The 24081-nt window shown below is 68.2% G+C and carries 20 protein-coding genes; 7 read left to right on the plus strand and 13 right to left on the minus strand.

Annotated elements, in window-relative coordinates:
- Window positions 1-12: 12 nt before the first annotated feature.
- The 8 genes from cysC to FFS52_RS20170 all read right to left on the minus strand — a co-directional run bounded on the left by cysC (window position 13) and on the right by FFS52_RS20170 (window position 8853).
- Window positions 13-1935 (minus strand): adenylyl-sulfate kinase, encoded by a 1923-nt coding sequence (gene cysC, locus FFS52_RS20135; protein WP_137810722.1) that lies wholly within the window; start codon window positions 1933-1935, stop codon window positions 13-15.
- Window positions 1935-2924: a sulfate adenylyltransferase subunit CysD gene (gene cysD / locus FFS52_RS20140; RefSeq protein ID WP_269554113.1), complete on the minus strand. Its 990-nt coding sequence runs from the start codon at window positions 2922-2924 to the stop codon at window positions 1935-1937. The genes cysC and cysD overlap by 1 nt, the downstream gene beginning before the upstream one ends.
- Window positions 2921-3730, minus strand: coding sequence for a Stf0 family sulfotransferase (locus tag FFS52_RS20145; protein ID WP_137810723.1), 810 nt, complete (start codon window positions 3728-3730; stop codon window positions 2921-2923). The genes cysD and FFS52_RS20145 overlap by 4 nt, the downstream gene beginning before the upstream one ends.
- A 140-nt stretch (window positions 3731-3870) precedes the next feature.
- Window positions 3871-5277: a sulfatase gene (locus FFS52_RS20150; protein ID WP_137810724.1), complete on the minus strand. Its 1407-nt coding sequence runs from the start codon at window positions 5275-5277 to the stop codon at window positions 3871-3873.
- Between the two features lie 145 nt (window positions 5278-5422).
- Window positions 5423-6073, minus strand: coding sequence for a GntR family transcriptional regulator (locus tag FFS52_RS20155; protein WP_137810725.1), 651 nt, complete (start codon window positions 6071-6073; stop codon window positions 5423-5425).
- A 34-nt stretch (window positions 6074-6107) separates the two neighbouring features.
- Window positions 6108-7139, minus strand: coding sequence for a 2-oxoglutarate and iron-dependent oxygenase domain-containing protein (locus FFS52_RS20160; protein WP_137810726.1), 1032 nt, complete (start codon window positions 7137-7139; stop codon window positions 6108-6110).
- Window positions 7140-7189: 50 nt separating this feature from the next.
- Entirely contained in the window at window positions 7190-8077 is an 888-nt protein-coding gene (locus FFS52_RS20165) for an ABC transporter permease (protein ID WP_249356215.1), read from the minus strand.
- Window positions 8074-8853, minus strand: coding sequence for an ABC transporter ATP-binding protein (locus FFS52_RS20170; RefSeq protein ID WP_137810727.1), 780 nt, complete (start codon window positions 8851-8853; stop codon window positions 8074-8076). The genes FFS52_RS20165 and FFS52_RS20170 overlap by 4 nt, the downstream gene beginning before the upstream one ends.
- Window positions 8854-8911: 58 nt before the next feature.
- Between FFS52_RS20170 and FFS52_RS20175 the strand changes: the two genes are divergently transcribed.
- From FFS52_RS20175 to FFS52_RS20185, 3 genes are read left to right on the plus strand one after another with little or no spacing between them, the layout of a single operon-like run.
- Window positions 8912-10078 (plus strand): nitrate ABC transporter substrate-binding protein, encoded by a 1167-nt coding sequence (locus tag FFS52_RS20175; RefSeq protein WP_137810728.1) that lies wholly within the window; start codon window positions 8912-8914, stop codon window positions 10076-10078.
- 40 nt (window positions 10079-10118) lie between these two features.
- Entirely contained in the window at window positions 10119-11132 is a 1014-nt protein-coding gene (locus FFS52_RS20180) for a 2OG-Fe(II) oxygenase family protein (RefSeq protein WP_137810729.1), read from the plus strand.
- Window positions 11129-12466, plus strand: a complete 1338-nt coding sequence (locus tag FFS52_RS20185) for an amidohydrolase family protein (RefSeq protein ID WP_249356217.1) — start codon at window positions 11129-11131, stop codon at window positions 12464-12466. Before FFS52_RS20180 ends, FFS52_RS20185 begins: the two co-directional genes overlap by 4 nt.
- 56 nt (window positions 12467-12522) lie before the next feature.
- Here FFS52_RS20185 and FFS52_RS20190 read toward each other — a convergent pair whose 3' ends face one another.
- Both FFS52_RS20190 and mfd read right to left on the minus strand, forming a co-directional pair.
- Complete coding sequence (locus FFS52_RS20190; RefSeq protein ID WP_137810730.1) at window positions 12523-13431, minus strand: MazG family protein; 909 nt, start codon at window positions 13429-13431, stop codon at window positions 12523-12525.
- A gap of 139 nt (window positions 13432-13570) precedes the next feature.
- On the minus strand, window positions 13571-17149 hold the full coding sequence (gene mfd, locus FFS52_RS20195; RefSeq protein WP_137810731.1) for a transcription-repair coupling factor: 3579 nt from the start codon (window positions 17147-17149) through the stop codon (window positions 13571-13573).
- 104 nt (window positions 17150-17253) lie between these two features.
- Here mfd and FFS52_RS20200 point away from each other — a divergent pair, with 104 nt between their 5' ends.
- Window positions 17254-17793: a GNAT family N-acetyltransferase gene (locus FFS52_RS20200; protein WP_137810732.1), complete on the plus strand. Its 540-nt coding sequence runs from the start codon at window positions 17254-17256 to the stop codon at window positions 17791-17793.
- A gap of 68 nt (window positions 17794-17861) precedes the next feature.
- On the opposite strand, the gene FFS52_RS20205 is transcribed toward FFS52_RS20200, so the two are convergent.
- The 3 genes from FFS52_RS20205 to FFS52_RS20215 form a co-directional block, all read right to left on the minus strand.
- Window positions 17862-19445, minus strand: a complete 1584-nt coding sequence (locus FFS52_RS20205; protein WP_137810733.1) for a cation:proton antiporter family protein — start codon at window positions 19443-19445, stop codon at window positions 17862-17864.
- A gap of 169 nt (window positions 19446-19614) precedes the next feature.
- Entirely contained in the window at window positions 19615-20316 is a 702-nt protein-coding gene (locus tag FFS52_RS20210; RefSeq protein WP_068971913.1) for a TetR/AcrR family transcriptional regulator, read from the minus strand.
- A gap of 56 nt (window positions 20317-20372) precedes the next feature.
- The gene (locus tag FFS52_RS20215; RefSeq protein ID WP_078112131.1) at window positions 20373-21023 is read right to left on the minus strand and encodes a vitamin K epoxide reductase family protein; all 651 of its coding nucleotides are present in this window, start codon (window positions 21021-21023) and stop codon (window positions 20373-20375) included.
- Window positions 21024-21172: 149 nt separating this feature from the next.
- On the opposite strand from FFS52_RS20215, the gene FFS52_RS20220 reads away from it, so the two are divergent.
- Genes FFS52_RS20220 through FFS52_RS20230 form a run of 3 tightly spaced genes read left to right on the plus strand, consistent with a single transcriptional unit; the run spans window position 21173 to window position 23963 of the window.
- Window positions 21173-21817, plus strand: a complete 645-nt coding sequence (locus FFS52_RS20220) for an ABC transporter permease (protein WP_058250824.1) — start codon at window positions 21173-21175, stop codon at window positions 21815-21817.
- A complete protein-coding gene (locus tag FFS52_RS20225; protein WP_137810734.1) occupies window positions 21814-23148 on the plus strand; it encodes an ATP-binding cassette domain-containing protein in 1335 nt (444 codons plus the stop codon). The genes FFS52_RS20220 and FFS52_RS20225 overlap by 4 nt, the downstream gene beginning before the upstream one ends.
- On the plus strand, window positions 23145-23963 hold the full coding sequence (locus tag FFS52_RS20230; protein ID WP_058250826.1) for an ABC transporter permease: 819 nt from the start codon (window positions 23145-23147) through the stop codon (window positions 23961-23963). The genes FFS52_RS20225 and FFS52_RS20230 overlap by 4 nt, the downstream gene beginning before the upstream one ends.
- The last annotated feature ends 118 nt before the right edge of the window (window positions 23964-24081 follow it).

The raw sequence follows: 24081 nt of genomic DNA on the forward strand, positions 1-24081 counted from the left end.
GATGACAGCAACTCACCCCGCCATGATGCCGCGATCCATCAGCGCACCGAGGATGAGCGACGCCAGCCGGTCGATGTCCGCGCCGGTGGTGTCGAATCGCAGATCGGGGCTCTCCGGACTCTCGTAGGGCGCATCGATGCCGGTCAGCCCGCGGAGTTCGCCGCGACGCGCGCGTTCGTAGAGGCCCTTGGGGTCACGGCGTTCGCATTCGGTGACCGGCGTGGAGACGTGGACCTCGATGAAGTCGAGGTCGGCGGCGCGGTGCAGTTCACGCGCGATCTCCCGGTCGGAACGCAGCGGCGAGACCATCGACGCGATCGCGATGACCCCGGCGTCGGCGAAGAGTCGGGCCACGTGGCCGACACGGCGGATGTTCTCCGCGCGGTCACCGGCGGAGAAGCCGAGGTCGTCGGAGATCCCGTGCCGGATGTTGTCGCCGTCGAGGAGGTAGGCGACGCGCCCGCGGCTGACGACGGCCCGCTCGAGCGCGACGGCGACGGTGGACTTGCCCGACGCCGGTAGACCGGTGAGCCACACCGTCGCTCCGCGCTGCTGGGTGTGCGCCCATCGTTCCGCACGCGCCAGCGAACTCGGATGCCATTTGATGTCGTTGCGCGTCGCCTTACCCGGGATGACCTCGCGCGGCTCGAGGATCGTCCCCGCGCCGACCGTGTCGTTCGAGGCCTCGTCGATGAGGATGAACGCGCCGGTGTCGCGGTTGCTCGCATAGGGGTCGGCCGGCACCACCGACGACGTCCGCAGCGTGACGGTGCCGATGTCGTTGAGCACGAGCTCACCGGGGGCGACATGCTCGATGAGGGTGTCCGGGTCGAGGCGCCGCTCGAGGGACTGGACGGTGGCGCGGACCGTCGACGGGCCGTGCTTGAGGGCGACGCGGTCACCGGCCCGCAGCGGCGAATTCGACAACCAGCACACGTGCGCATCGATCTCGCGGGCCAGGACCGGTACATGCGCTCCGTCCGCACCGCTCACGATGACGTCGCCGCGACCGATGTCGATGTCGTCGGCGACCTGGACTCCTACCGAGAGAGGCGCCACCGCAACGTCTCTCGTGGGATCGAGGGTATCGAGCGCCGTGACGGTCGACCGGCTTCCCGACGGCAGCACGACGATCTCGTCACCGACGCGCAGTGTCCCGGAGGCGAGCCGGCCGGTGTAGGTACGCCGGTTCGACTCGCTGGGACGCGACACCCACTGGATCGGAAGGCGCAGTTCCTCGGTCACCGGCGCGGGCGCGTGGAGCTCGACGTCCTCGAGGTACTCCAACAGCGTTGTCCCGGAGTACCACGGGGTGTTCGACGAGCGGTGCACGACGTTGTCCCCGTGCTTGGCGGCCACCGGGATCGCCGGGATCTCCCCGATCCCGAGTTGCACCGCGAGTTCGGCGAGGTCGGCCCGGATCTCGTCGAAACGGTGCTCGGAGTAATCGACGAGGTCGATCTTGTTGACCGCCGCGATCACGTGCGGCACGCCCACGAGAGTTGCGATCCGGGCGTGGCGTCGGGTCTGCCGCAGCAGGCCGTGCCGGGCGTCGACGAGCAGGATCGCCACGTGCGCGTTCGACGCCCCGGTGAACATGTTTCGGGTGTACCGCTCGTGTCCGGGGGTGTCGGCGAGGACGTAACTCCGTGTGGGCGTGGAGAAGAAGCGATAGGCGACATCGATCGTGATGCCCTGTTCGCGTTCGGCGCGCAAGCCGTCGGAGAGGGCGGCCAGGTCGACATCACCGTCGCCGTCGGTGACCGCGGCGAGATGATCGGTCGGCAGACTGCCGGTGTCGTGCAGAATCCGGCCGATGAGCGTGGACTTGCCGTCGTCGACACTGCCCGCGGTCGCGATCCGCAGGAATTGCCTTGTGGACGTGCTTGTTTCGTCCCCGGTGGGGACGACCGGCTGTGGCGAGGTGAGAGTCATCAGAAGTATCCTTCGCGCTTGCGGTCTTCCATGGCGGCGCTGGACGTGCGGTCGTCGGCGCGGGTCTCCCCGCGTTCGGAGACGGTTGATTCGCTGATCTCGGCGATGATCTCGGCGATCGTGGTGGCCCGCGAGCGCACCGCCCCGGTGATGGTCAGGTCACCGACGGTGCGGTAGCGCACCCACTCGGTCCGTACCTCCTCACCGTCGCGGGGCCGTGAGTACTCCGAGACCGAGAGCAGGATGCCGTCCCGGTCGAAGACCTCCCGCTCGGCGGCGAAATAGATGGAGGGCAGCTCGAGGCCCTCGAGCTCGATGTAGCGCCAGATGTCGGTCTCGGTCCAGTTCGAGAGCGGGAACACACGCACCGACTCCCCACGACGGATCCGCCCGTTGTACAGCGACCACGGTTCGGGTCGCTGGGCGCGGGGATCCCATTGCCCGAACTCGTCGCGGAAGCTGAAGATGCGCTCCTTGGCGCGGGCACGCTCCTCGTCGCGGCGGGCGCCGCCGAACGCGGCGTCGAATCCGCCTTCCTCCAGCGCATCGAGCAGGGTGCGGGTCTGCAGGCGGTTCCGCGAACCCGACGGGTCGGTGGACTCGGCGACCCGTCCGGAGTCGATGGACTCCTGGACCGAGGCCACGATGAGTTCGATGCCCTCGGGATTCTCGGCGGTCGGCGCGACCCGTCGGTCACGGAATTCGATCACCTCGTCGAAATTGTGGCCGGTGTCGACGTGCATGATCGGGAAGGGCAGGGGCGCGGGCCGAAATGCCTTCTCGGCCAACCGGAGCAGGACGATGGAGTCCTTGCCGCCGGAGAACAGCAGCACCGGCCGCTCCAGTTCCGCCACCACCTCGCGGATGATGTGCACCGCCTCGGCCTCCAGCACCCGGATGGCGGTCACATGGTCGAAGTCGTCGGCGTCCCCGGGCCGGGCCCGGTCGCCGGTCGCCGGGTCGAGCGAGGTTTCGTCTACAGCGGTCACAGTGGGTATCCGTTTCGTTCGGCGTCTTCTCGATAGCGTCGGGCCCACTCCTTGGACCGCGCATTGGACTGTGGCTTCAGCGGTGGCGGCGGCGCCAGCTCCGGGTCCTGCCCGATCTTCTCCAGCACCAGTGCGGTCGCCTTCGTGGGATCGGTGACCAGGTCCCGGAACCCGATCTCGAGAGGTTCGATCCCCTCGGCGGCGAACCAGTTGCGCCACTGTCGTTCCTGGTCGCTCAAGATGCCGGCGAGATGGGCGATACCGCCGGCGTGATACACCGCCTCGTCGTGCTCGTCGGTGTCCGAGCCGTCGTGCCGCCACACGCGGGTCTGCACCGCGCGCCACATCGACACCGCTTGCGGCACAACATCTTCTCGATGGACGTGCACGTAGAGCGGATCGGCTCCGTCGAACAGCCAGCGGACGGCGCCGCGCAACGAACCCGACGCGACCCGGCTGCGCGAGATCAGCAGCGGCGTCTGGTTCCACATGAGCTTGCCGCCCCACACCCCGTTCGGCGTGCGACCCGCCGCCCGCACGTCCGAGTGCCAGGTGGCCGAATCGCGGGTGTCCACCACGCCGGGATCGAGTGGCTCCAGGAGCTCGAGGATGGTGGGATCGCTGACACCGGCGAACCATTCACGCGGCTGCGGAGCCGCCGAGGAATCCGAGAAGTACTGGAAGAACTCCTCCGGACGACCCGCGACGCCGGTCGCGGCGAGCGACTCCACCAGCAGCGTGCTGCCGCTGCGCTGGCTGGCACACACCAGATAGTTTGCCGGTCCCGACGAGGACTTCGCTGACATGAAAGACGAGTCTAGCGAGCGGGAAAAGCACCGCAAGCTGGCCTTTTACGCGCAGCCGGGTCGAAACCATTGACACCGAGACCGCGCTGTGGGTGTCGTGAGATCGCGTGTCCGAGATGACGCTTTCGTGCCGACGCCCCTCAGCGCTCGCCCGATGTGATGTCCCCGGCCAACTCGCGACGGGCACCCAGCGGACGCCGGGACGGCAATGCCTCTTCCTCGGCCTCGACCTGCGCCGCCTTGGCGTGGAATGCGTCCATGAAGGCCTCCGCCGTCGCCGTGCCGGCCGCTTCATCGGGCAAGTCGTCATGGGTGCGCTCGCGCCAGTCGGCCAACGCCCGCGCGAGCTTGTCCCGGACGTGCGCATACGACGGGTCGTCGGCGAGGTTGTTGCGCTCATGCGGATCGGAACGCAGGTCGTAGAGCTCGACCCGCGGCCGATCCTGTTGCACCTCTTGCCGATCCAGCGACCGCGCCGACAAACTGTCGGCGATGTCGAGCGGGAGCAACAACGCCGGCCGCGCCGCGTAGTTCTCGATGTAGCTGAAGTCCTTGGTGCGCACGGCCCGGATCGGATCGAAGGCATCGTGGTAGGTCTTTTCGGTGAACACCTCGGTGCGAATGGCCGTGGATTCGGTTCCCACCAGCGCGGGGGCGTGCGAGTCACCGTCGACCGTGTCCGGGATGTCGACGCCCACCAGGTCGAGCAGCGTCGGCGTGAGATCGACCCCCGAGAACAGATCGTCGTAGACCGTCGGCGTGATCCCCAGCCGCGACGGCGGGCGCATGATCAATGCGATCCCGGTGCCCTCTGCGTACAGCGTCGATTTCGCCCGTGGGAACGCCAGACCGTGATCGGTGACGAACACGATCCAGGTGGAGTCGTCGAGACCGAGTTCGGCGACGGTGTCGAGGAGCCGGCCCACGGCCGAGTCGGCCTTCGTGATCGAGCCGTGCAGACCCGCCAGATCGTCGCGCACGTCGTGGGTGTCCGGCAGGAACCCGGGCACCGCGATCGTGCTGGTGTCCGCCGGCTTGTACTCGTCGACCGGGTAGGGCCGATGCGTTTCGAAGAAGCCTGCCGTCAGGAAGAACGGCCGATCGTCGTGCGCATGTCGTCGCAACCAGTCCTGGGACCGGTCCACCACGTAGTCGCAGCGCGAGTCGGACACGTCCACCGAGTCGAAACCGAGCCGGCCGGGGTCCGCACTCTCGTGCTGCATCCCGAAGAGTGCGGAGCGGTAGCCGGCACGCGCGAGGAGAGCCGGCAGGGTCTGCACGTCCGGGAAGTACTCGAACCCGTGGTGGGCCAGGCCGACGAGCCCGTTGCCGTGCGGATAGCGCCCGGTGAACAGGGAACCGCGGGCCGGTGAGCACAGCGGCGCCGTCGCGTGTGCGTCGGCGAACCGGATGCCGGCGGCCGCGAGGTCGTCGAGGACGGGACTCTCGACGCCATCGGCGCCGTAACACCGCAGATGGCGACCGAGGTCGTGCCAGTGCACCAGGATCACGTTGTCGCGGCGCGCGGCACCGGGTGAAGAGACCATCCACCCATGATGGCGCAGACGATTCCCCTCGCGGGGCCCACCCGGGGCGGCGGATGCGCTCTCTCCCGCCGCCGCACCGCCTGACGAGATCAAATCAGCGTGGGCGAAAGTCCGGTGACCGGGGTCACGGCGATCGCGCACCGGATCAGGTACGGAGCAACCGGACGAGCACGCCGGCGGCGTGGGCGCGCGCGGCCCGGTCGGCTTCGTCGGCGTCACCGACCTCCAATGCCGCGACTATCCGGCGGTGCTCGGTCACGGCGTGTCGACGGTTGTCCGCGTGCGACCACATGTCGGATCGGTAGAGATGTGACTGGGTGTCGAGCTTCAGCAGTGCGTCGCACAGCGGGGCGTTGCCCGACAGCGACCGGACCGCGATGTGGAAGTCGAGATCGAGTTCGGCGTCGCGTCGGTGATCGGGCTCGGTCTCCAGCAGACGTTCCTGCTCACGCACCCGATCCCAGAGCCCGGTCAGCTCGGCACGGGTCACCCGGATGGTGGCCTGGCGCGCGGCGAGTCCGTCGAGGACCTCACGAACCTCGAAGACGTGCCGCAGCATCTCGTCGTCGAGGACGGCCACCTTCGCACCGACACGAGGCGTGTAGACCGCCAGCCCGTCCATGACGAGTTGTTGGACCGCCTCGCGCACCGGGCTGCGGGACACGTCCAGTCGGGCGGCCAGACCCGGAACCGAGAGCGACGCACCGGGTTCGAGCGTGCCGTCGAAGATCTCGTCGCGTATCCGGCGCAGGACCGACTGCATGAGCAGCGCGCCGTCGTCTCCGTTTCCCGTCATGATCGTCCCAGCGTAGAAGGCCGATGCCCCGGCCTCATCCCGCGGCCATCACGCGCTGCGCCTCGCGCTCGGCGCCGACGGGTGCGATTCCGCTCTTCATCCCGGCGAGTTTCGCATCGATGTTCTCGGCGACGGTGATCGGCGGATATCCCGGGTGGTCGGTACGCGCGCACCCGGGCAGCGTCTCGATGACGGCATCGGCGTTGCCGTCGAAGAAGAACGCTGCCGACCGACGACGCAGGATCCGGCCGTCGACGACGGGCGGGTCGACGCGGTGGACAGTCGAGCGCCACCGGTCGTTCGTCCACCGCGCCATGGCGTCGCCGAGGTTGACCAGCAGCGCGTCGTCGGCGGGTGCCACGTCGTGCCACCGCCCCTCGTGATCGAGCACCTGGAGCCCGGGCACCTGGTCGGCCCACAGCACGGTGAGGATGCCGAAGTCGGTGTGCGCACCCATCCCGGTCAGCTCCCCGGCGAGTTCGATCTCGCCTTCGGGGAGGGTGTAGTTGTTGAGCTTCAGCGCGTCGATGGAGTGATCGGTCATCCCGTCGAAGTAACCGGGCGGCAGACCGAGCGCATCGGTGAAAGCAGTGAGCAGAACTCGCGAGAGGCCCCGCGCCGCGTCGAACCAGGATTCGACCGCCGGGCGGAATCCCGGCGCCGCGTCCGGCCACGTGTTCGTCGGGTAGCTGGACTCCGGCAGGTCGAGGCCCGGGAACCAGGAACCCTCCGAGCCGACGGTGAACGCCTCGTAGAAGTCGTTCATCTGATTCGCCGCGGCCACACCGAGACTCATGCTCAGCGACTCACTCTTCGGCGGGCTGTAGCCACGATTCTGCCCCGGTCGGGCGTACTGCTTCTTCACCTCGAGGGGCAGCGCGTAGAACTCGTCGAGCGCCGCGGTCAGTCCGTCGATCACGCCGGGGGCGATCCCGTGGCCGACGACCTGGACGAAACCGACTCCGCCACAGGCGTCGTCGAGGGCGCGCGCCACGCCGTCCCGGGCCGCGACCGAGCTCTCCGGGTCGAGGTAGGGCGAGATGTCGATGGTGGGAACGGTGAACATGAATCCTCCGGATGGGTTCGGGTCGAGGGGTTGCGAGCGCGGAGATGTCGTCAGCGACGACGGTTCACGGCGGCGTTGAGAATGCTGAAGGCGCCGAAGACGAGGATGCCGAACACCGAGGCCAGGACGATCGCCGCGATGAGGTCGTCGGACTGGAGGCGAGCCCGATAGATGTCGAGCAGGGTCCCGATACCGGGTTCGCCCTTGGCGAAGAACATGTCACCGATGATGGCGCCCACCACGACCAGCCCCGAGGCCGTCCGGAAGCCGGTCATCATCGACGGGAGCGCCGACGGGAACTCGAGCATCAGCAGGCGTTGCACCGGTGAGGCCTTCGACAGGGTGAACAGCTCCTGTGAGGACTTGTCGACCGAGACGAGCCCGAAATGCGTGTTGGCGATGATGGGGAAGATCGCGATGATCACGCACACGATCGTGCGGGCGACCATCCCGTAGCCGAACCAGAGCCCGATCAGCGGAACGATCGCGAGCACCGGGATCACCTGTAGCACAACGGCCCAGGGGTAGATTGCGCGTTCGAGGAAGGACCCCCGGCTCATCAGGACGCCGATGGCGACCCCGACCAGCGCGGCGAACGCGAAGCCCACGAGACAGACCTTCGCGGTGACCCACAGCGCGTCGAGCATGGGGCCGACGCTGTCCGGGTCCAGCAGCGACTCGGTCAGCACGGTGTGCGGCGGCGGGAGCAGGAAACGCCGTTCCGGAGTGAGGATGAGATAGCTGACCGCGTACCAGGCGGCGATCCCCACGACGAGGGAGAGGACCGGGGGTGCCCCATACCTCAGCACGGCTGCCGTGATGCGGCGGGCGCCACTCTTCCGCGACGACCGTTCGCCGCGTGTGGGTTCGGGCTGCGGCGCGGAAACCGGTCCGTGGTGCTCGCCGGCGGCGGGACGAGATCGGGCGGCGGTGGTCATCGTGCACCTCGGAGGGTCTCGGAGATCTCGGCGACGTGGTCGGTGAAACGGCTGTCGTAGCGCAGATCCGGGTGGCGTGGGTGAGCGAAGTCGATGCCGATGTCGGCGACGATCCGCCCGGGGCGTGCGGACATCACGATCACCCGGTTGGCGAGGAAGACCGCTTCGGACACCGAATGCGTGATGAACATCGCGGTGAACCGGCGTTCGGCGTAGAGCCGTTGCAGCTCGAATTGCATGTCGAGCCGGGTCATCTCGTCGAGAGCGCCGAAAGGCTCGTCGAGGAGCAACAATTCGGGCTCGGAGGTCAACGCGCGGGCCAGCGAGGCACGCATCTTCATGCCACCGGACAGCATGCGCGGCAATTGCGACTCGAACCCGGTGAGACCGACCGCGTCGATGGCGGCCTGCGCCCGGCGTCGTCGTTCACCCCGCGGCAGCCGGGCGATCTCGGCGCAGAGTTCGACATTGCCCCGCACACTGCGCCAGGCGAGGAGGGTCGGTTCCTGGAAGATGAACCCGACCGACTCCGTGGACAGTGCCACGCTTCCCTCTGTGGGCTTCTCGAGACCGGCGGCCATCCGGAGCAGGGTCGACTTACCACAACCCGACGGTCCGACGACGGCCACGAAGTCGCCGGCGCGCACGTCGAGGTCCACCCGGTCCAGCGCCTGGGTCCCGGACTCGAATCGCTTCGTCACCCCGGAGACGGACGCGACCACATCTTTGGTGAGATGACGCGCATCCACATCCCTCACCGTGTCGTAGAGTTTCATCCGGCCTTCCCGCCCTGTGCATGTCTACATGTAACTGTTGCAGTCTTTCTGCTATTAGATGACCCGCCTCCGCACGTCGCGTCTGGCCGTGGCCGCCACGGCGGCGACGATCTGCGCAGCGGTTCTCGCCGGCTGCTCGAGTTCCGGGTCCGACGACACCGCGTCGTCGAGCCTCCCCTCGGCGCCGGCCGAATCCACCCTCGCCGGAACCTGCCCCGACAACGTGGTGGTTCAACTGCAGTGGCAACCGCAGTCGGACATGGCCGGGGTCATCGGACTTCTCGGACCCGGGTACACCGTCGACACCGACAACAAGTCGGTCTCCGGACCGCTCGTCTTCGACGGCATGGACACCGGCGTCGACATCACGCTGCGCGCCGGCGGCCCGGCCATCGGATTCCAGTCGGTGCCCTCGGCCATGTACTCCGACGACTCCATCCACCTCGGTCTCGTCCACGGCGACCAGATGATCTCCGCCGCCAAGGACCAACGCGTGGTCGGTGTGACGCCCCTGCTGCAGTACAACCCCTCGATCATCATGTGGGACCCCGCAACCCACCCGGACGTGAAGACGATCGCCGACATCGGCCGATCCGACGCCAGCGTGGTGGTGTCGAAGGATCAGATCTTCCCGCAGTGGCTGGTCGCGAAGGGGCTGCTGCAGCAGGATCAGCTCGACACCAGTTACGACGGCGCCCCGGCACGTTTCGTCGGCGACCCGTCGATCACCCAGCAGGGGTTCGCCAACTCCGAGCCCTACACCTACGAGAACGAGACCCCGTCGTGGAACAAGCCGGTCGCCTACGCGATGGTCAAGGACGCCGGGTACGACGTCTACGCGTCGAACGTCTCGGTCCGCGCCGGTGACGTCGAGGAGATGTCGCCGTGTCTGGAGAAGCTGGTCCCGATGATCCAGCAGACCGGTAAGGACTACGTGGCCTCGCCCGACGCGGTCAACGCCACCATCGTCGACTGGGTGTCCCAGGACGTGTCCTTCACCCCGTATTCGGCCGGCGAGGCGGCGTACTCGGCGGGCTTGCTGAAGGATCGCGCGGTCATCGCCCCGGGCGCGGACGGTGTCTACGGCAGCTACGACATGGTGAAGGCGCAGAACGTGATCAACGACCTCGTGCCGATCCTGAACGGCGGAGGCGCCGACCTGCCGGCCGCATTGCCCGCCGACCAGCTGTTCACGACCCAGTTCATCGATGAGCAGATCCGCTGACCCGACGCCCACGTCTTCCCCGACCACAGAGAGACACACGATGACCGAGACCACCACACCCCCATCGCCGGCCGCCTCGGCCGGCCTGGCCGAGCTCGACCGGGAACGCCGGATGGGCGGGCTGGGAACCGAGACCACCGACCGCGAGATCCGCCGGATCAGTCTGGCCGATCTGGACAACCGCCGCGACGAGACCGCCGACCAACTCTGGTCGGCCGCAACCGACATCGGCTTCTTCCAGGTGATCGACCACGGCATCGACCTGGCCGCGGTGGACCACGCGTTCGAGATGTCCGCCCGGTTCTTCGCGCTCCCCCGTTCGATCAAGGAGCAGTATCCGCTCAAGAAGGGCCAGAACGCGGGCTGGGAGTACCGCACCCAGGTACGCCCGTCGATCGGCACACCGGACCAGAAGGAGTCCTACCAGTTCACCCGGCCCCGCATGGACGGACTGTGGCCGAGTGAGCGCGAGCTCGCCGGATTCCGCTCCACCATCGAGGATTTCGAGCACCGGTGCTGGTCGGTGGCCATGACCTTGCTCAGCTGTTTCGCCGAGCGTCTGGGTCTCGACCGCGACTTCTTCACTCGGGCGCACGACCCGACGGCGGACACCTACCAGAGCACCCTGCGGTTGCTGCACTACTACGCGTTCCCCGACGAACTGATCGACTCCGAGAACAGTTGGCGCGCCGGCGCACACACGGACTTCGACGCACTGACCCTGCTGTTCCAGCGGTCCGGTCAGGGAGGTCTGCAGGTGCTACCGGGAGCCGAGGCCGACGGCGAGGCCTGGACGTCGGTCGAGCCGTCCGACGACGCCATCACCTGCAACATCGGCGACATGCTGATGCGCTGGTCCGACGACCGACTGCCGTCGAACTTCCATCGGGTCCGGGCTCCCCGCCGAGGCGAGTACACCGGTCCGCGCTACACGCTCGCGTATTTCGCCCAAGCGAACTCTGACGTGCTGATCGAGAGCGCGGGCGGCACCTACCCGCCGATCACCGCCGCCGACTACCTCGCCCAGCGCATCGCCGCGAACTTCGCGAAGTGACCGACACATCATTGCCCGGGGCCGCCGTCACCGCGGCGGCCCCGGCCTTTCGCGACGTCACCGTCTACACGGCCGGCCAGTGGAAAGCCCATCACGACGTCCATGTCGTCGACGGGATCGTCACCGCGATCGCACCCACCGCCCGTCCGGGCGGTGGAACCGGTAACGGTTACGTCATCCCCGGGTTCGTCAACACCCACACGCACCTCCAGCAGTCGCTCATGCGGGGAATCGCCGAATGCACACCGTTGCTCGAATGGTTGCTGGCCGTGGGCGAGGAATCGGTGGCGATCACACCCGAGCGGGCCTACCTCGCCGCTGTCTCGGCCTGCCTCGAACTGTTGCGATCGGGCACGACGACCGTGGTCGAACACATGTGGCCGCACCCGTCGCACGAGATCCATGACGCCGTCGTGCGGGCACTGCGCGACACCGGAATCCGGGCGATCCTCGGCCGCGGGGTCGCCGACCGCACCGACCCGAGCCGCAAGTGGGGGTTCGAACCGCGGCTGATGCAACCCCTCGGCGAGGTCCTCGACCACGTCGACCATCTCCGCAACGAGGTTGCCGGGTCAGCGATCTCGATGGCCCTGGCGGTACCCAATCCGCGCTCGGTCACCGACGCCGGGATGCGGACGATCCGCGACTTCGCGCAGGAGCGTGGACTGCCGGTCTCCATCCACCTGCTCGAGACCGGCACCGACGAGCAGATGTGTCGGCAGCACACCGGCTTCGGGGCCGTCGACCACCTCGACCGCAACGGCTTCCTGTGGGACCGCGTCCTCGCCGTCCACTGCGTCGAGCTCGACGACGCCGGCCAGCGCACCCTCGCCGCCCGGAAGGTCGCGGTGTCGCACAACCCGCTGTCGAACATGCGGCTCGGCAGCGGGGTGGCCCCGATCCCGGCGATGCTGGAGCGCGGCCTGGCGGTCGGGCTGGGCGTGGACGGCGCCGCCAGCAACGACACCCAGGACATGCTGGCGACGCTGCGCATCGCCGCTTACCTACAACGTGCCGTCCACCGGCGTGCGGACCTGCTCGGGTTCCCCCAGATGCTCGACATCGCCTGCGGCGGCGCCAACTCCGCGCTCGGTCTGTCGCCGGTGACCGGCGGCGTGACGGTCGGGTCGCCCGCGGACCTCACCCTGGTGCGGTTCGACCGCGACTACGCCACCCTCCCCGTCCGCGATCCCGGCGCGTCGCTGCTCACCACCGGATCACGGTCCATCGTCGACACGGTGATGGTCGGCGGCGAGATCGTCGTCGAGGACGGACGCCACACGCGAATCGACGAGGCGGAATTTACGAAGCAGCTGGCCGCACTGTCCGTCTGAGCCTCGATCCGGTTCACTCCCCCAAACCCCGCGACAGTGCTCGCGTGATGGTCGGATCAGGCCGGGTTCTCGCCCAGTACGGCCGACCACGCCTCGGGCGAGTCGAGGGTGACGTCTCGCTCGGCCGCACGCGCTTCTGCCGCGCGCACGTCGGCCATCAACGCGAGCGCTCGGTCCCGGGCCTGCGCCTCGACGCTGTCGCCGCCGGCGACGACCGTCACGGTCAGGGTCTCCGCGGGGATGGTGTCGACGGGATAACCGGCCGCGGTGAGCCGTTCGAGGACCTTCTGCAACAGGGCGAGAGCGGGCTGGGTCGTGGCGACGCCATCGAACACCGAGCCGCGGCGCTTCTCGGCCGCCTTGCGTTCCTCCCATTCCCGGATCTGGGTCTCCAGATCCGAGTGGGCGCCGGACAGCACGCCCGGGGTCCGGCCGGTCACCTTCGACGTGAAACTCCGTGCGACGTCGTCGATGTCGAACGGCGACTCCGGGTCGTCGGCGGCGATGCGCGCGTGGAACAGCACCTGCAGCAGGAGGTCGCCGAGTTCCTCACAGAGCTCCACGGGGTCACCGGCCTCGATGGCGTCGAGCAACTCATAGACCTCTTCGAGCAGGTAACGCCGCAACGAGTGGTGCGTCTGCGTGCTCTCCCACGGGCCGTTCCGACGCAATGTGTCCATCAACGCCACGGACTCGAGAAGCGCCATGCCGGAGACCGTCTGCGCCGCGATGACGTCTTCCCCGCGCGCGATTCGCGCCTGCACCAGCGGATGTTCGGGATCCGTACTGACGAGCACCGATGCCGGATCAACGGGTGCGTCGTCGAAGACGGGTTCGACGTGGTCGAACTCCCACAGCATCGCCGCGGGCACGTCCTCGGTGACCTGCACCGGCCCGGCGAGACATGAGCGTGCGCGAATGGGGATCAGATCCGGCCGTGCCGGGTCCAGCAGCACCACCGTCATTCGTCGTACGCCCTTCCCTGAGGAGCGCCCGGAGCCTGCGGAGGGCGCGCTACCCCCGCTCCCTGAGGAGCGCCCGGAGCTTGCGGAGGGCGCGCTACCCCCGCTCCCTGAGGAGCGCCCGGAGCTTGCGGAGGGCGCGTCACGAAGGGTCCGGCCGGAGTTGGGTGAGGAAAGTCGTCAGGTACTCGATCAGCTCGTCGTCGCGCAGGCGCGCCGACCCCACGCCTCCGGTGCGCGGGATGGGCAGCGTGACCACCGAAGTCGTCGCCCGGTAGGTGGCCGACGAGTACAGGCGACGAAGACGCACCTGCTCGCTGTCGAGCAGTGAGAGCGGTGAGATCTTCATTCCCTGTCCGGCGAGACCGATCTCGGTGATCCCCCGCTCCCGGCATCGCAAGCGCAACCGGGCGATGGACGCCAGCCGCGTGGTCTCCACCGGCGGTGGGCCGTAGCGGTCGTTGAGTTCGACGAGGACCGAGTCGACCGCGGCGTCGTCGGTCGCCGACGCGAGCTTGCGGTACGCCTCGAGACGCAGGCGGTCGGAATCGACGTACTCGACCGGGATGTGCGCATCGACGGGAAGGTCGATGCGCACCTCGCCCGTCTCCCGGGATTCGACGGGCTTACCGTCCGCGGCCGCGCGGTAGGCCTCCACCGCCTCGCCGACCAGCCGGACGTAGAGATCGAAGCCGACGCCCGCGACGTGCCCGGACTGCTCGGCGCCCAACACGTTTCCGGCGCCGCGCAACTCGAGATCCTTCAGCGCCACCGCCATTCCCGCGCCGAGCTCGTTGTTCTGCGCGATCGTCGCCAGCCGGTCGTAGGCGGTCTCGGTCAGCGGCCGGTCGGGGCTGTAGAGCAGGTAGGCGTATCCACGCTCGCGGCTGCGACCGACGCGACCGCGCAGCTGATGTAGCTGCGAGAGGCCGAGGTTCTCGGCGCGGTCGACGATCAGGGTGTTGGCGTTCGAGATGTCCAGACCGGTCTCGATGATCGTCGTACAGACCAGCACGTCGTACTCACGATTCCAGAATCCCGACACCGTGCGCTCGAGCTGATCCTCGCCCATCTGCCCATGTGCGACAACAACTCTCGCCTCCGGGACCATCGCCGCGATGTCCTTGGCCATCTTGTCGATGGTCGACACCCGGTTGTGCACGTAGAAGACCTGGCCGTCACGCAACAGCTCGCGGCGGATGGCGGCGGCGACCTGCTTGGGCGCGTAGGCACCGACGTAGGTGAGCACCGGGTGCCGTTCCTCGGGCGGGGTCAGGATCGTCGACATCTCGCGGATCCCGGCCATCGACATCTCCAGCGTGCGCGGGATCGGGGTGGCCGACATCGTCAGCACGTCGACATGGGTGCGCAGCGACTTGATGTGTTCCTTGTGTTCCACACCGAACCGCTGCTCCTCGTCGACGATCACGAGTCCGAGGTCTTTCCATACGATCCCGGTCTGCAACAGTCGGTGGGTACCGATGACGACGTCGACCTCGCCCTTCGACATCGCCTCGGCGATCTCGCGTGACTCCTTGGCATCGGTGAAACGCGACAGGCCGCGCACGCGCACCGGGAAGCCGCTCATCCGTTCGGTGAAGGTCTGCAGATGTTGTTGCGCGAGAATCGTCGTCGGGACCAGGACCGCGACCTGCTTGCCGTCCTGGACGGCCTTGAAGGCGGCACGGACGGCGATCTCGGTCTTGCCGTAACCGACGTCGCCGACGACGACGCGGTCCATCGGCACCGCACGTTCCATGTCGGCCTTGACCTCGGCGATGACCGTGAGCTGATCCACGGTCTCGGTGAAGTCGAAGGCGTCTTCCATTTCCTGCTGCCACGGGGTGTCGGGACCGAATGCGTGTCCGGGCGCGGCGTGGCGGGCGGCATAGAGCTGTACGAGCTCGCCGGCGATCTCGCGAACAGCCTTGCGCGCCTTGCGCTTCGTGTTCTGCCAGTCCGACCCGCCGAGTTTCGACAGCGACGGTTGTTCACCGCCGACGTAGCGCGAGAGCTGGTCGAGCGCGTCCATCGGGACGTACAACCGATCGGCCGGCTGGCCGCGTTTGCTCGAGGCGTACTCCAGGACGAGGTACTCGCGCCGGGCACCCGAGACGGTCCGCTCGATCATCTCGACGAACCGGCCGATGCCGTGCTGGTCGTGCACCACCAGGTCGCCGGCGGCCAGGGCGAGCGGGTCGACCTGGTTGCGCCGCTTCGCCGGCAGCCGGCGGCCGTCCCGGACGTTCGCGACCCGTGTACCGGTGAGGTCGGCCTCGGCGACCACCACGAGACCCGCGTCGGGACAGACGATCCCGGCACGCAGCGGCGCGCAGAAGACGGTCACCTCGCCGGGCTGCGGCCGATGCCCGGGTTCGGCGAGCACGTAGGGCACCTCGGCGTCGGACAGTCGTTCGCCGACACGCTGCGCGGTGCCCTTGCCCGCCACCACGATCGCCGCCGTCTTGCCGTCGGAGACGTGGGCGCGCAACTGCGCGAATGTCGCCGCGATCTCGCGGTCGTCGCCCCGTGGCGCCGGGCCGGGAGCCAGGTCCAGTTCGAGTTCGTCACCGCTGCCGGTCGCGAGCGGACTCAGGGTCCACCAGGGCCGGCCCGCGGCGAGCGTCGCCTTCCGAACCTCGTCGAGAGAGCGGTACGCGCTGGCCTGCAGGTCGATGCCGAGGCTCTCCGACGACCGGCCGTCGATCGGCGCCGAGGCGCCCATGGCCGCCGCCGTCCACGACGCCTCGAGGAATTCCGCACCCGTCTTCGACAGATCGGAGGCCCGGGTCCGCACCTTCTCCGGGTCGAGGATGAGGACCCGGGTGCCGTCGGGGATCACCTCGGTCAGCAACTGCATGTCGCCGTCGACGAGCGCGGGGATCAGCGCCTCCATCCCCTCCACCGGGATGCCCTCGGCGAGTTTGCCCAACATCTCGGTCATGGTCGTGTCGCCCGAGTCGGCGGCCGCGAGATCGGCGGCCCGCGCACGGACCTTCTCGGTCAGGAGCAGTTCACGGCACGGGTGAATCCGCACCTCGCTGGTCTCGACCTCGGGCTGGCTGCGCTGGTCGGCCACCGAGAACGCACGCATCTCGGTGATCTCGTCGCCCCAGAACTCCACGCGCACCGGATGATCGGCGGTGGTCGGGAAGACGTCGAGGATGCCGCCGCGTACCGCGAACTCGCCGCGTCGGCCGACCATGTCGACGCGCTCATAGGCCATCTCGACCAACTGGGACAGCAGTGCGTCGAAGTCGACCTCGATGCCCTCACGCAGGGTCACCGTGGCGACGTCGGCGAGGCCCGGTGCCATCGGCTGGACGAGCGAACGAACAGTGGTCACGACGACCCGCAGCGGGGTGTCCCCGGGGTTCGCCAGGCGGTGCAGCACGGCCAGACGCTGTCCGACGGTGTCAGCGCTCGGCGAGAGCCGCTCGTGCGGCAGCGTCTCCCACGACGGGAACTGTGCGACGGCCCCGGCATCGTCGAGGAGTTCGCCCAGCTCGGCCGTCAGATCGTCGGCCTCACGGCCGTTGGCCGACACGACCAACAGCGGCGCCTGCGCATCGGTGACCAGGCACGAGACGAGGAAGGGGCGCGCGGCATCCGGCGCGGTGATGTCCAGTCGGCGCTCGTCGCGGTGCTTGTGCACCTCGCGGAAGGACTTGTCCGCACACGCGAGTGCGGCCAGACCGGACAGGGCAGACAGCGTCGACACTCCGTCGATTGTATGGGTCGCCGATCCGCCCGTCCCCGCCCGGTCAGCGGGAGTTGTGCCGACGGAGTTCTCGCCGTCGGCGCCCCTGCCCTACCCTCATCGGCATGAGCGACCGCACCTCCGGCGCGACCTCGCCCCCGATCCGCGTGTCCGATGCGACGATCGACGATTGCGAGGGCGTCGCGGACATCTACGCGCACTACGTGCAGCACACCGTCGCGACCTTCGACTACCTGGTTCCGTCGGTCTCGCAGTGGCATGCCAAGCACGCCGCGATCACCGCTGCGGGCCGGCCGTTCGTTGTGGCCCGGGCCATCGACGACGGGGTCGAGCACGTCGTCGGGTACGCCTACCTGGGGACGTTCCGGACGATGCCCGCGTACGACCTGTCGACCGAGGACTCGATCTACGTGCGGCCCGGTCACGGGGGGCGCGGGATCGGCACCGCGTTGATGTCCGCGCTGCTCGCCCGCGCCGACCCGGACAACGTCCGCCAGATCGTCGCGGTCATCGCCGCGACCGGAGGTGAGGGCTCGATCGCACTGCACCGGCGGTTCGGATTCGACGAGGTGGGTCGCCTGCGCGCCATCGGTCACAAGGCCGAGCAGTGGATCGACTGCGTCTACATGCAGAAGGACCTCTGAAAAGGCGACGATGCTCCCGTCGCGGGCGCCTGACCGGCCTGGTCCACCGGGTCGGGGTGAGCCGTCGCTCAGCGTTCCAGACCCGCGGCCTCGGCGGCCGCGTCGGCCAGTCCGACGCCGGTGCCCTCGTAGATGTGGAACGCCACGTCGGCCCCTCGCTGGAGTAACTCGTCGCGTTCGTCGTCGTACTGCGCGACGACGGCGATGGTCCCGGTGACGCCGAGCTCCTCGATCCGTTCGAGCGCCACGAGATTCGAGCCGTGGAAGGGCATGGCCAGGACGAGCAGTTCGAGCTCGCCGACGCCGACGGCCCGGTCCCAGAAGTCGGTCTCGGTGGCGTCGGCGTCGAGTACCCGGACACCCTGCTCGGCCAGTTCGCTCGCCTTGAGCGGGTCGTTCTCCACGCCGATCACGGGCAGGCCGTATTCGTCGACCAGCCGGCCGTAGACCGAGTGGCCGACGCGACCCATCCCGAGGACGAGTACGCGCGCCGGCGCCAGCACGATCGGCGCGTCGTCGGGGTGCGCCCGGGCGGCGGCCGTGGTCGGGACGAACGCCGACAGCCGGGTCACCAGGCCCGTGCCGCGACGGTTGACGAGGGTGGAGAACACGAAGCTTCCCGCCACCGCGACCGATGTCACCACCAGCCAGTCCTCGCCGATGATGCCTGCCCCCACACCGGTCGCGATCACGATGAGCCCGAATTCCGAGAAGTTGGCCAAGGCGAGTCCGGTGAGGATCGACGTCCGGCGACGCAGGCCGAACAGCGAGAGGACCAGCGTGTACACCGCTCCCTCGAGCGGCAGCAGGATGAGCAGGAGCAGGCCGAGCAGCACGGTCTCGGTCGTCGGTGTGACGTGCAGGCCGATCGACACGAAGAAACCGACCAACAGCAGCTCACGCAAACCGAACAACGTCCGCGACAACTCCCCCGCACGCGGGTGCGAAGCGAGGAGGACGCCGATGATCATCGCGCCGAAGTCGCCCTTGACACCCACGGATTCGAAGAACCAATAGCCGGGCACGAGCGCCATGACGATCCCGAACAACGTCTGCAACTCGCCGTGGCCGAGGGTGTTCCACAACCGCCGGACGATCCACGCGCCGGGGATCAGCAACACCAGGGCCAGCGCCCAGGGGCTCGGCGGCTCGCCCTGCATGGCGGTCAGATAGACGACGGCGACGATGTCCTGCAGCACGAGGACGCCGATGGCGATCCGGCCGTAGAGGGAATGCGACTCCGACCGCTCGTCGAGTACCTGGACGACGAACACCGTGCTCGAGAAGGACAGCGCAAATCCCAACAGCGCCACCGTCTCCCAGCCCTCGCCGGCGAGCAGCCGCACTCCGATGGCACCCAGGACGCCGAGGAAACCCATTGTGAGACCGAGGATGACGAGCAGGTTCGCCGCCGTGGTGATGACGACCTCGCGCCGGAGCAGCATCCGCACGTCGAGCTTGAGCCCGATGGTGAACAGCAGGATCGTGACGCCCAGTTCGGCCATCGTGTCGATGATCGGCAGTTCATCGATTCCCGGTGCGTGCAGGATGAACCCGGCGGCGAGGTAGCCGACGAGGGTCGGCAGGCGGGCCACACGTGCGAGGAACCCACACGCGAAGATGACGACCAGGTAGATGCCGACGGTCTCCACGCGCGGCGCCTCAGCGGGATGCGATGGCCGGCCGGCCGGCGCCGCGCGGGGTCGACATCGGTTGATCCTTTCGGCCGGGGGACGCAGAGTGAATCAACAATAGACGCGGTTGGGGCACACTGCCGTGCACCTCGGGTCGGGTGTGGGCCGGGTCGCGAGCGGCACCCGGTCAGGCGTCGTCGACGGTGGTCCGCTTGCGCGATTCGACGTAGTCGGGCCCGACGAGTTCGGGATCGGGTTCGAGCCGGGTGAGCCCGTTCCAGCACAGGTTGACCAGGTGCGCCGCCACGACCTCCTTCGACGGTTCGCGGACGTCGAGCCACCACTGCGCCGTCACCGACACCATCCCGACGAGCGCCTGGGCGTAGAGCGGTGCGAGGGCGGGATCGAAGCCGCGTCGTTCGAAGTCCCCGGCCAGGATGTGCTCGACCTGACTGATCGCGTCGTTCAGGAGACTCGAGTAGGTCGCCGTCTCGTCCGTGCTCGCGGTGCTGTCGCCGCGGACCAGGATGCGGAAGCCGTCGGTGCGCTCCTCCATGTACGTCAGCAGCGCGAGTGCGACCTGCTGGATGCGATAGAGCGAGCGGTTCTTCGACAGCGACGAGGTCACCATCTCCAGCAGGGTCTCCATCTCACGGTCGACGACCACCGCGTACAGACCTTCTTTGCCGCCGAAGTGCTCGTAGACGATCGGTTTCGAGACACCGGCGCGCTGCGCGATCTCTTCGATCGACGTGCCCTCGAAACCCCGTTCGGCGAACAGCCCGCGCGCCACCTCGATGAGCTGCAATCGCCGTTGCGCGCCGGTCATCCGCGCCCGCGGCGCGCGCTGCACCTCCGCCGAACCCTCCGATGGACGCCCGATAGCCATGGACCCAGCGTAGTGGTGCATCTCGGGAGATTCCGAGCGGTCGCGCGCGGTCGGGTTCAGTAGAGGCTGGACCAGTACGACCAGAATCGCACCGCGATCAGCACGATCACGAGGCCGACCGCCGCGACGAGGATGGGGGCGTGATTGCGGGCCAGGGCGAGCGCGACACGGGACCGCGAGGTGAGACCGCTCGCGTGCGCGTTGCGCACGCTGACCAGGACGAAGATCGGCAGTGTGACCGCCCAGACGACCATGCAGTAGGGACACAGCGCCCCGATCGAGTAGAGGCTCGAATAGATCAGCCACCCGATGAAGACCATCGCCGCGGTGACCCCGACCTGTAGCCCCGCCCAGTACCAGCCGGCGAGGCGCGCCCCGGCCAGCAAGGCCATCCCGGTGGTGATCGCGACCGCGAAACCGGCGATCCCGAGCAGCGGATTGGGGAACCCGAATAGCGCCGCCTGCGGCTGCGCCATCACCGAACCACAGCTCAGCACCGGATTGAAGTTGCAGGACGGCACGTAGTCGGGGTCGGCCGCCAGTTCGAATCGTTCCACGGTCAGCACGAACGCCGCGACGAAGCCGATGGCCCCGCCGACACTCAGCACCCAGGCGACGATGCGCGTCCAGGAACGCACGGCCTCGGCCAGGTGGGCCCGATCGTCGTCGGGTCCGACCTCCGAGCTGGTCAGCGCAGTCTCACTCACCCATCCAGGATGGCACCGAGTCGAGCGGAGATCGACCCACGCCGCGTGAAAGTCACACTGGATCGGTCCAAATGTCGGCAGTCTCGTTCAACTCTGCGTAATGTCGACGCAGACACCGGGGGTGGGACACCGGGGATGGGACACCGACAGTGCAATTGTGGGATTACCTCAGCGAGAACGCCCGATCACTCACTTTTCTGACCTATCAACACGCGTCGCTGTCATTTCAGACAGTGCTCGTGGGTACGGCCGTGGCGATCCTCATCGCCGCCGTGGTCTATCGCCTCCCGCTCGCCAGCGCGCTGACGCTGACGTCGAGCCGTGTGGCGCTGACCATTCCGTCGCTTGCCCTCCTGGCCCTGTTGATCGTGCCGTTCGGACTCGGTGTGACGCCGTCGTTTCTGATGCTGGCCTTCTTCGCCACGCTGCCGGTGATCGGCAACGCGGTCGTCGGCCTACGGTCCGTGCCGCCGGCCGTGGTCGAATCCGCCCGCGGCATCGGGCTTTCGAGGTGGCGCATCCTGCTCACCGTCGAGTTGCCGATCGCCTGGCCGGTAATCCTGACCGGCATCCGCGTGTCGACCCAGATGATCGTCGGTGTCGCCGCGATCGTCGCCTACGTCCTGGGCCCCGGCCTGGGATCGCTGATCTTCAACGGGCTTTCCCGCCTCGGTGGTGCCAATGCACTCGAAATGGCGCTCGCCGGAACGATCCTGATCGTCATCATCGCCCTCGTCTTCGACGCTCTCCTGGTTCTGCTCGGCCGACTCACCATCTCCAAGGGACTCTCATGACCGACTCCGCCACCTCGTCCGCGCCGAACGGCAACAACCGCAACGTCACCGGGGAGTCCATCCGCCTCGACGGCGTGGCCAAACGTTACCGGGGAGCCACCACGCCGGCCGTCGCCCGTCTCGACCTGGAGATCGACGCCGGTGACATCGTCGCCTTCGTCGGCCCGTCCGGATGTGGCAAGACGACGACGCTGAAGATGATCAACCGCCTCATCGAACCCACCGAGGGTCGCATCTACATCGGTGGACGCGATGTCACCGCGGAGAACCCGGACAAGCTGCGGCAGTCCATCGGCTACGTCATCCAGTCCGGCGGCCTCTTCCCGCACTGGTCGGTGAGCAAGAACATCGGCGCCATTCCGCGAATCCTGAACTGGGACAAGAAACGTATCGCCGAGCGCACCGAGTACCTGCTCGACCTCGTCGGACTCGACGCCGCGACCTTCGCCGACCGGCTCCCCAAGGACATGTCCGGCGGCCAGCAGCAGCGGGTCGGCGTCGCACGCGCCCTCGCCGCCGATCCCCCGGTGCTGCTGATGGACGAGCCGTTCGGCGCCGTCGATCCGATCACCCGAGCACGCCTGCAGGACAAGCTGATCGCGATCCAGCACGAGCTGGCCAAGACCATCGTCATCGTCACCCACGACTTCGAGGAGGCGACCAAACTCGGCGACAAGGTGTTGATCCTCTCCGAGGGCGGGCACATCGAACAGTTCGCGCCGCCGGAGGAGATCCTGGCCAATCCGGCGAGCCCGTTCGTCGAGGAGTTCGTGGGATCGGGCGCGACTCTCGCCCACCTGACCCTCACTCGCGTCCGCGATGTCGACTTCAAAGAGGTGATCACCGCCCGCGTCGGAGAACCGTCCGGCGCCGTGGTGACCCGCGCGAAGGCGGCCGGCGAGGACTGGGTCGCCGTCGTCGACCAACACGGCCGCCCACGCGCCTGGCCGTCGGTCGAGGAGATCCGCGCCAAGCCGGAGGTCTCCGACTACCTCGACCATCGACTCCCGGTCGTGGCCAAGTCCTCGACGCTGAACGACGCTCTCGACTCGATGCTCGCGACGAGCCAGGGTGGTGTGCTCGTCACCGACGGACGCGGCGCGGTCGTCGGTGCGCTGAACATCGCCTCGGTGATGGAAGCGATCCGCGGTCAGCTCGCGACGGTGCGGGAGGACGACGACCACGGCGGCTATCTCGACCACGCCGAGGGTTCGGCTCCCGTCGAGACCCCGGTCGTCGCGGCCGACGACGAGCCCGGCCTGGAACCTGCCGCAGGCGCCGGTTCCGCGACAGCGCCGGTGGGCACGCCCGAGACGAGCGCCGAGCGGTGACGGGTTTCATCGCCGAAGAGGCGAGGATCACGGAGACCGCGAAACCGCCTGCCCCGGAGTCGGTCCCGAGCGGCTTTCGACGACGGCTCTCCCGTATCCCCATCGACGTGTGGTTCGAACCGCTCGTGATCGTGGTCGTCGGCGTGGGTTTCGCCATCTGGTACGCGAACACCACGTTCACCACCACCGAGAGCGCGTCGATGTCATGGGCCGCGCTGCGCGCCACCATCCTCGACCACATCCAACTGACTCTCGTCGCCACCGTCATCGTCGTCGTGATCGCGATTCCACTGGGTATCGCACTCACCCGACCGTCGCTCCGGTGGCTGAACCCGATCGCGGTGAACATCGCCAACATCGGGCAGGCGGCGCCGGCGATCGGTCTGCTGGTGCTGTTCACCTTCTGGCTCGGGACCGGGTTCAACACCGCCGTCGTCGGCCTGGTCGTCTACGCCGTGCTCCCGATCCTGCAGAACACCATCGTCGGATTACGTCAGGTCGATCAACGGACCGTCGAGGCATCCCGGGGCATCGGCCTGTCCGCCGTCCGCACCCTCGTCCAGGTCGAACTACCGCTCGCCGTACCCGTCATCCTCAACGGGGTGCGGACCGCACTGGTGATCCTGGTCGGCACCGCCACCCTCAGCACATTCATCGGCGCGAACAGCCTGGGCACACTCATCACCACCGGCATCACGCTGTTCCTGCCCAAGCTGCTGGTCTCGGGCGCGATCCTGGTCGCCCTGCTCGCCATGACGATCGACTGGCTCGGCCGCCTCGTCGAACTCGTCGCAACACCACGGGGGATCGCATGATGACACGGTCGCAGTCGGCCCGCTCGCTGCGCTCCCGGGCACTCGCAATCCTGGCCGCGTCGGCGGCCCTCGTGATGACGCTGTCGGCGTGTGGTCTGGTGAGTTCGTCCGGAACCTT

The organism is Gordonia sp. ALPHA1B1, assembly GCF_005502615.1.
GTDB classification, from domain to species: domain Bacteria; phylum Actinomycetota; class Actinomycetes; order Mycobacteriales; family Mycobacteriaceae; genus Gordonia; species Gordonia hongkongensis.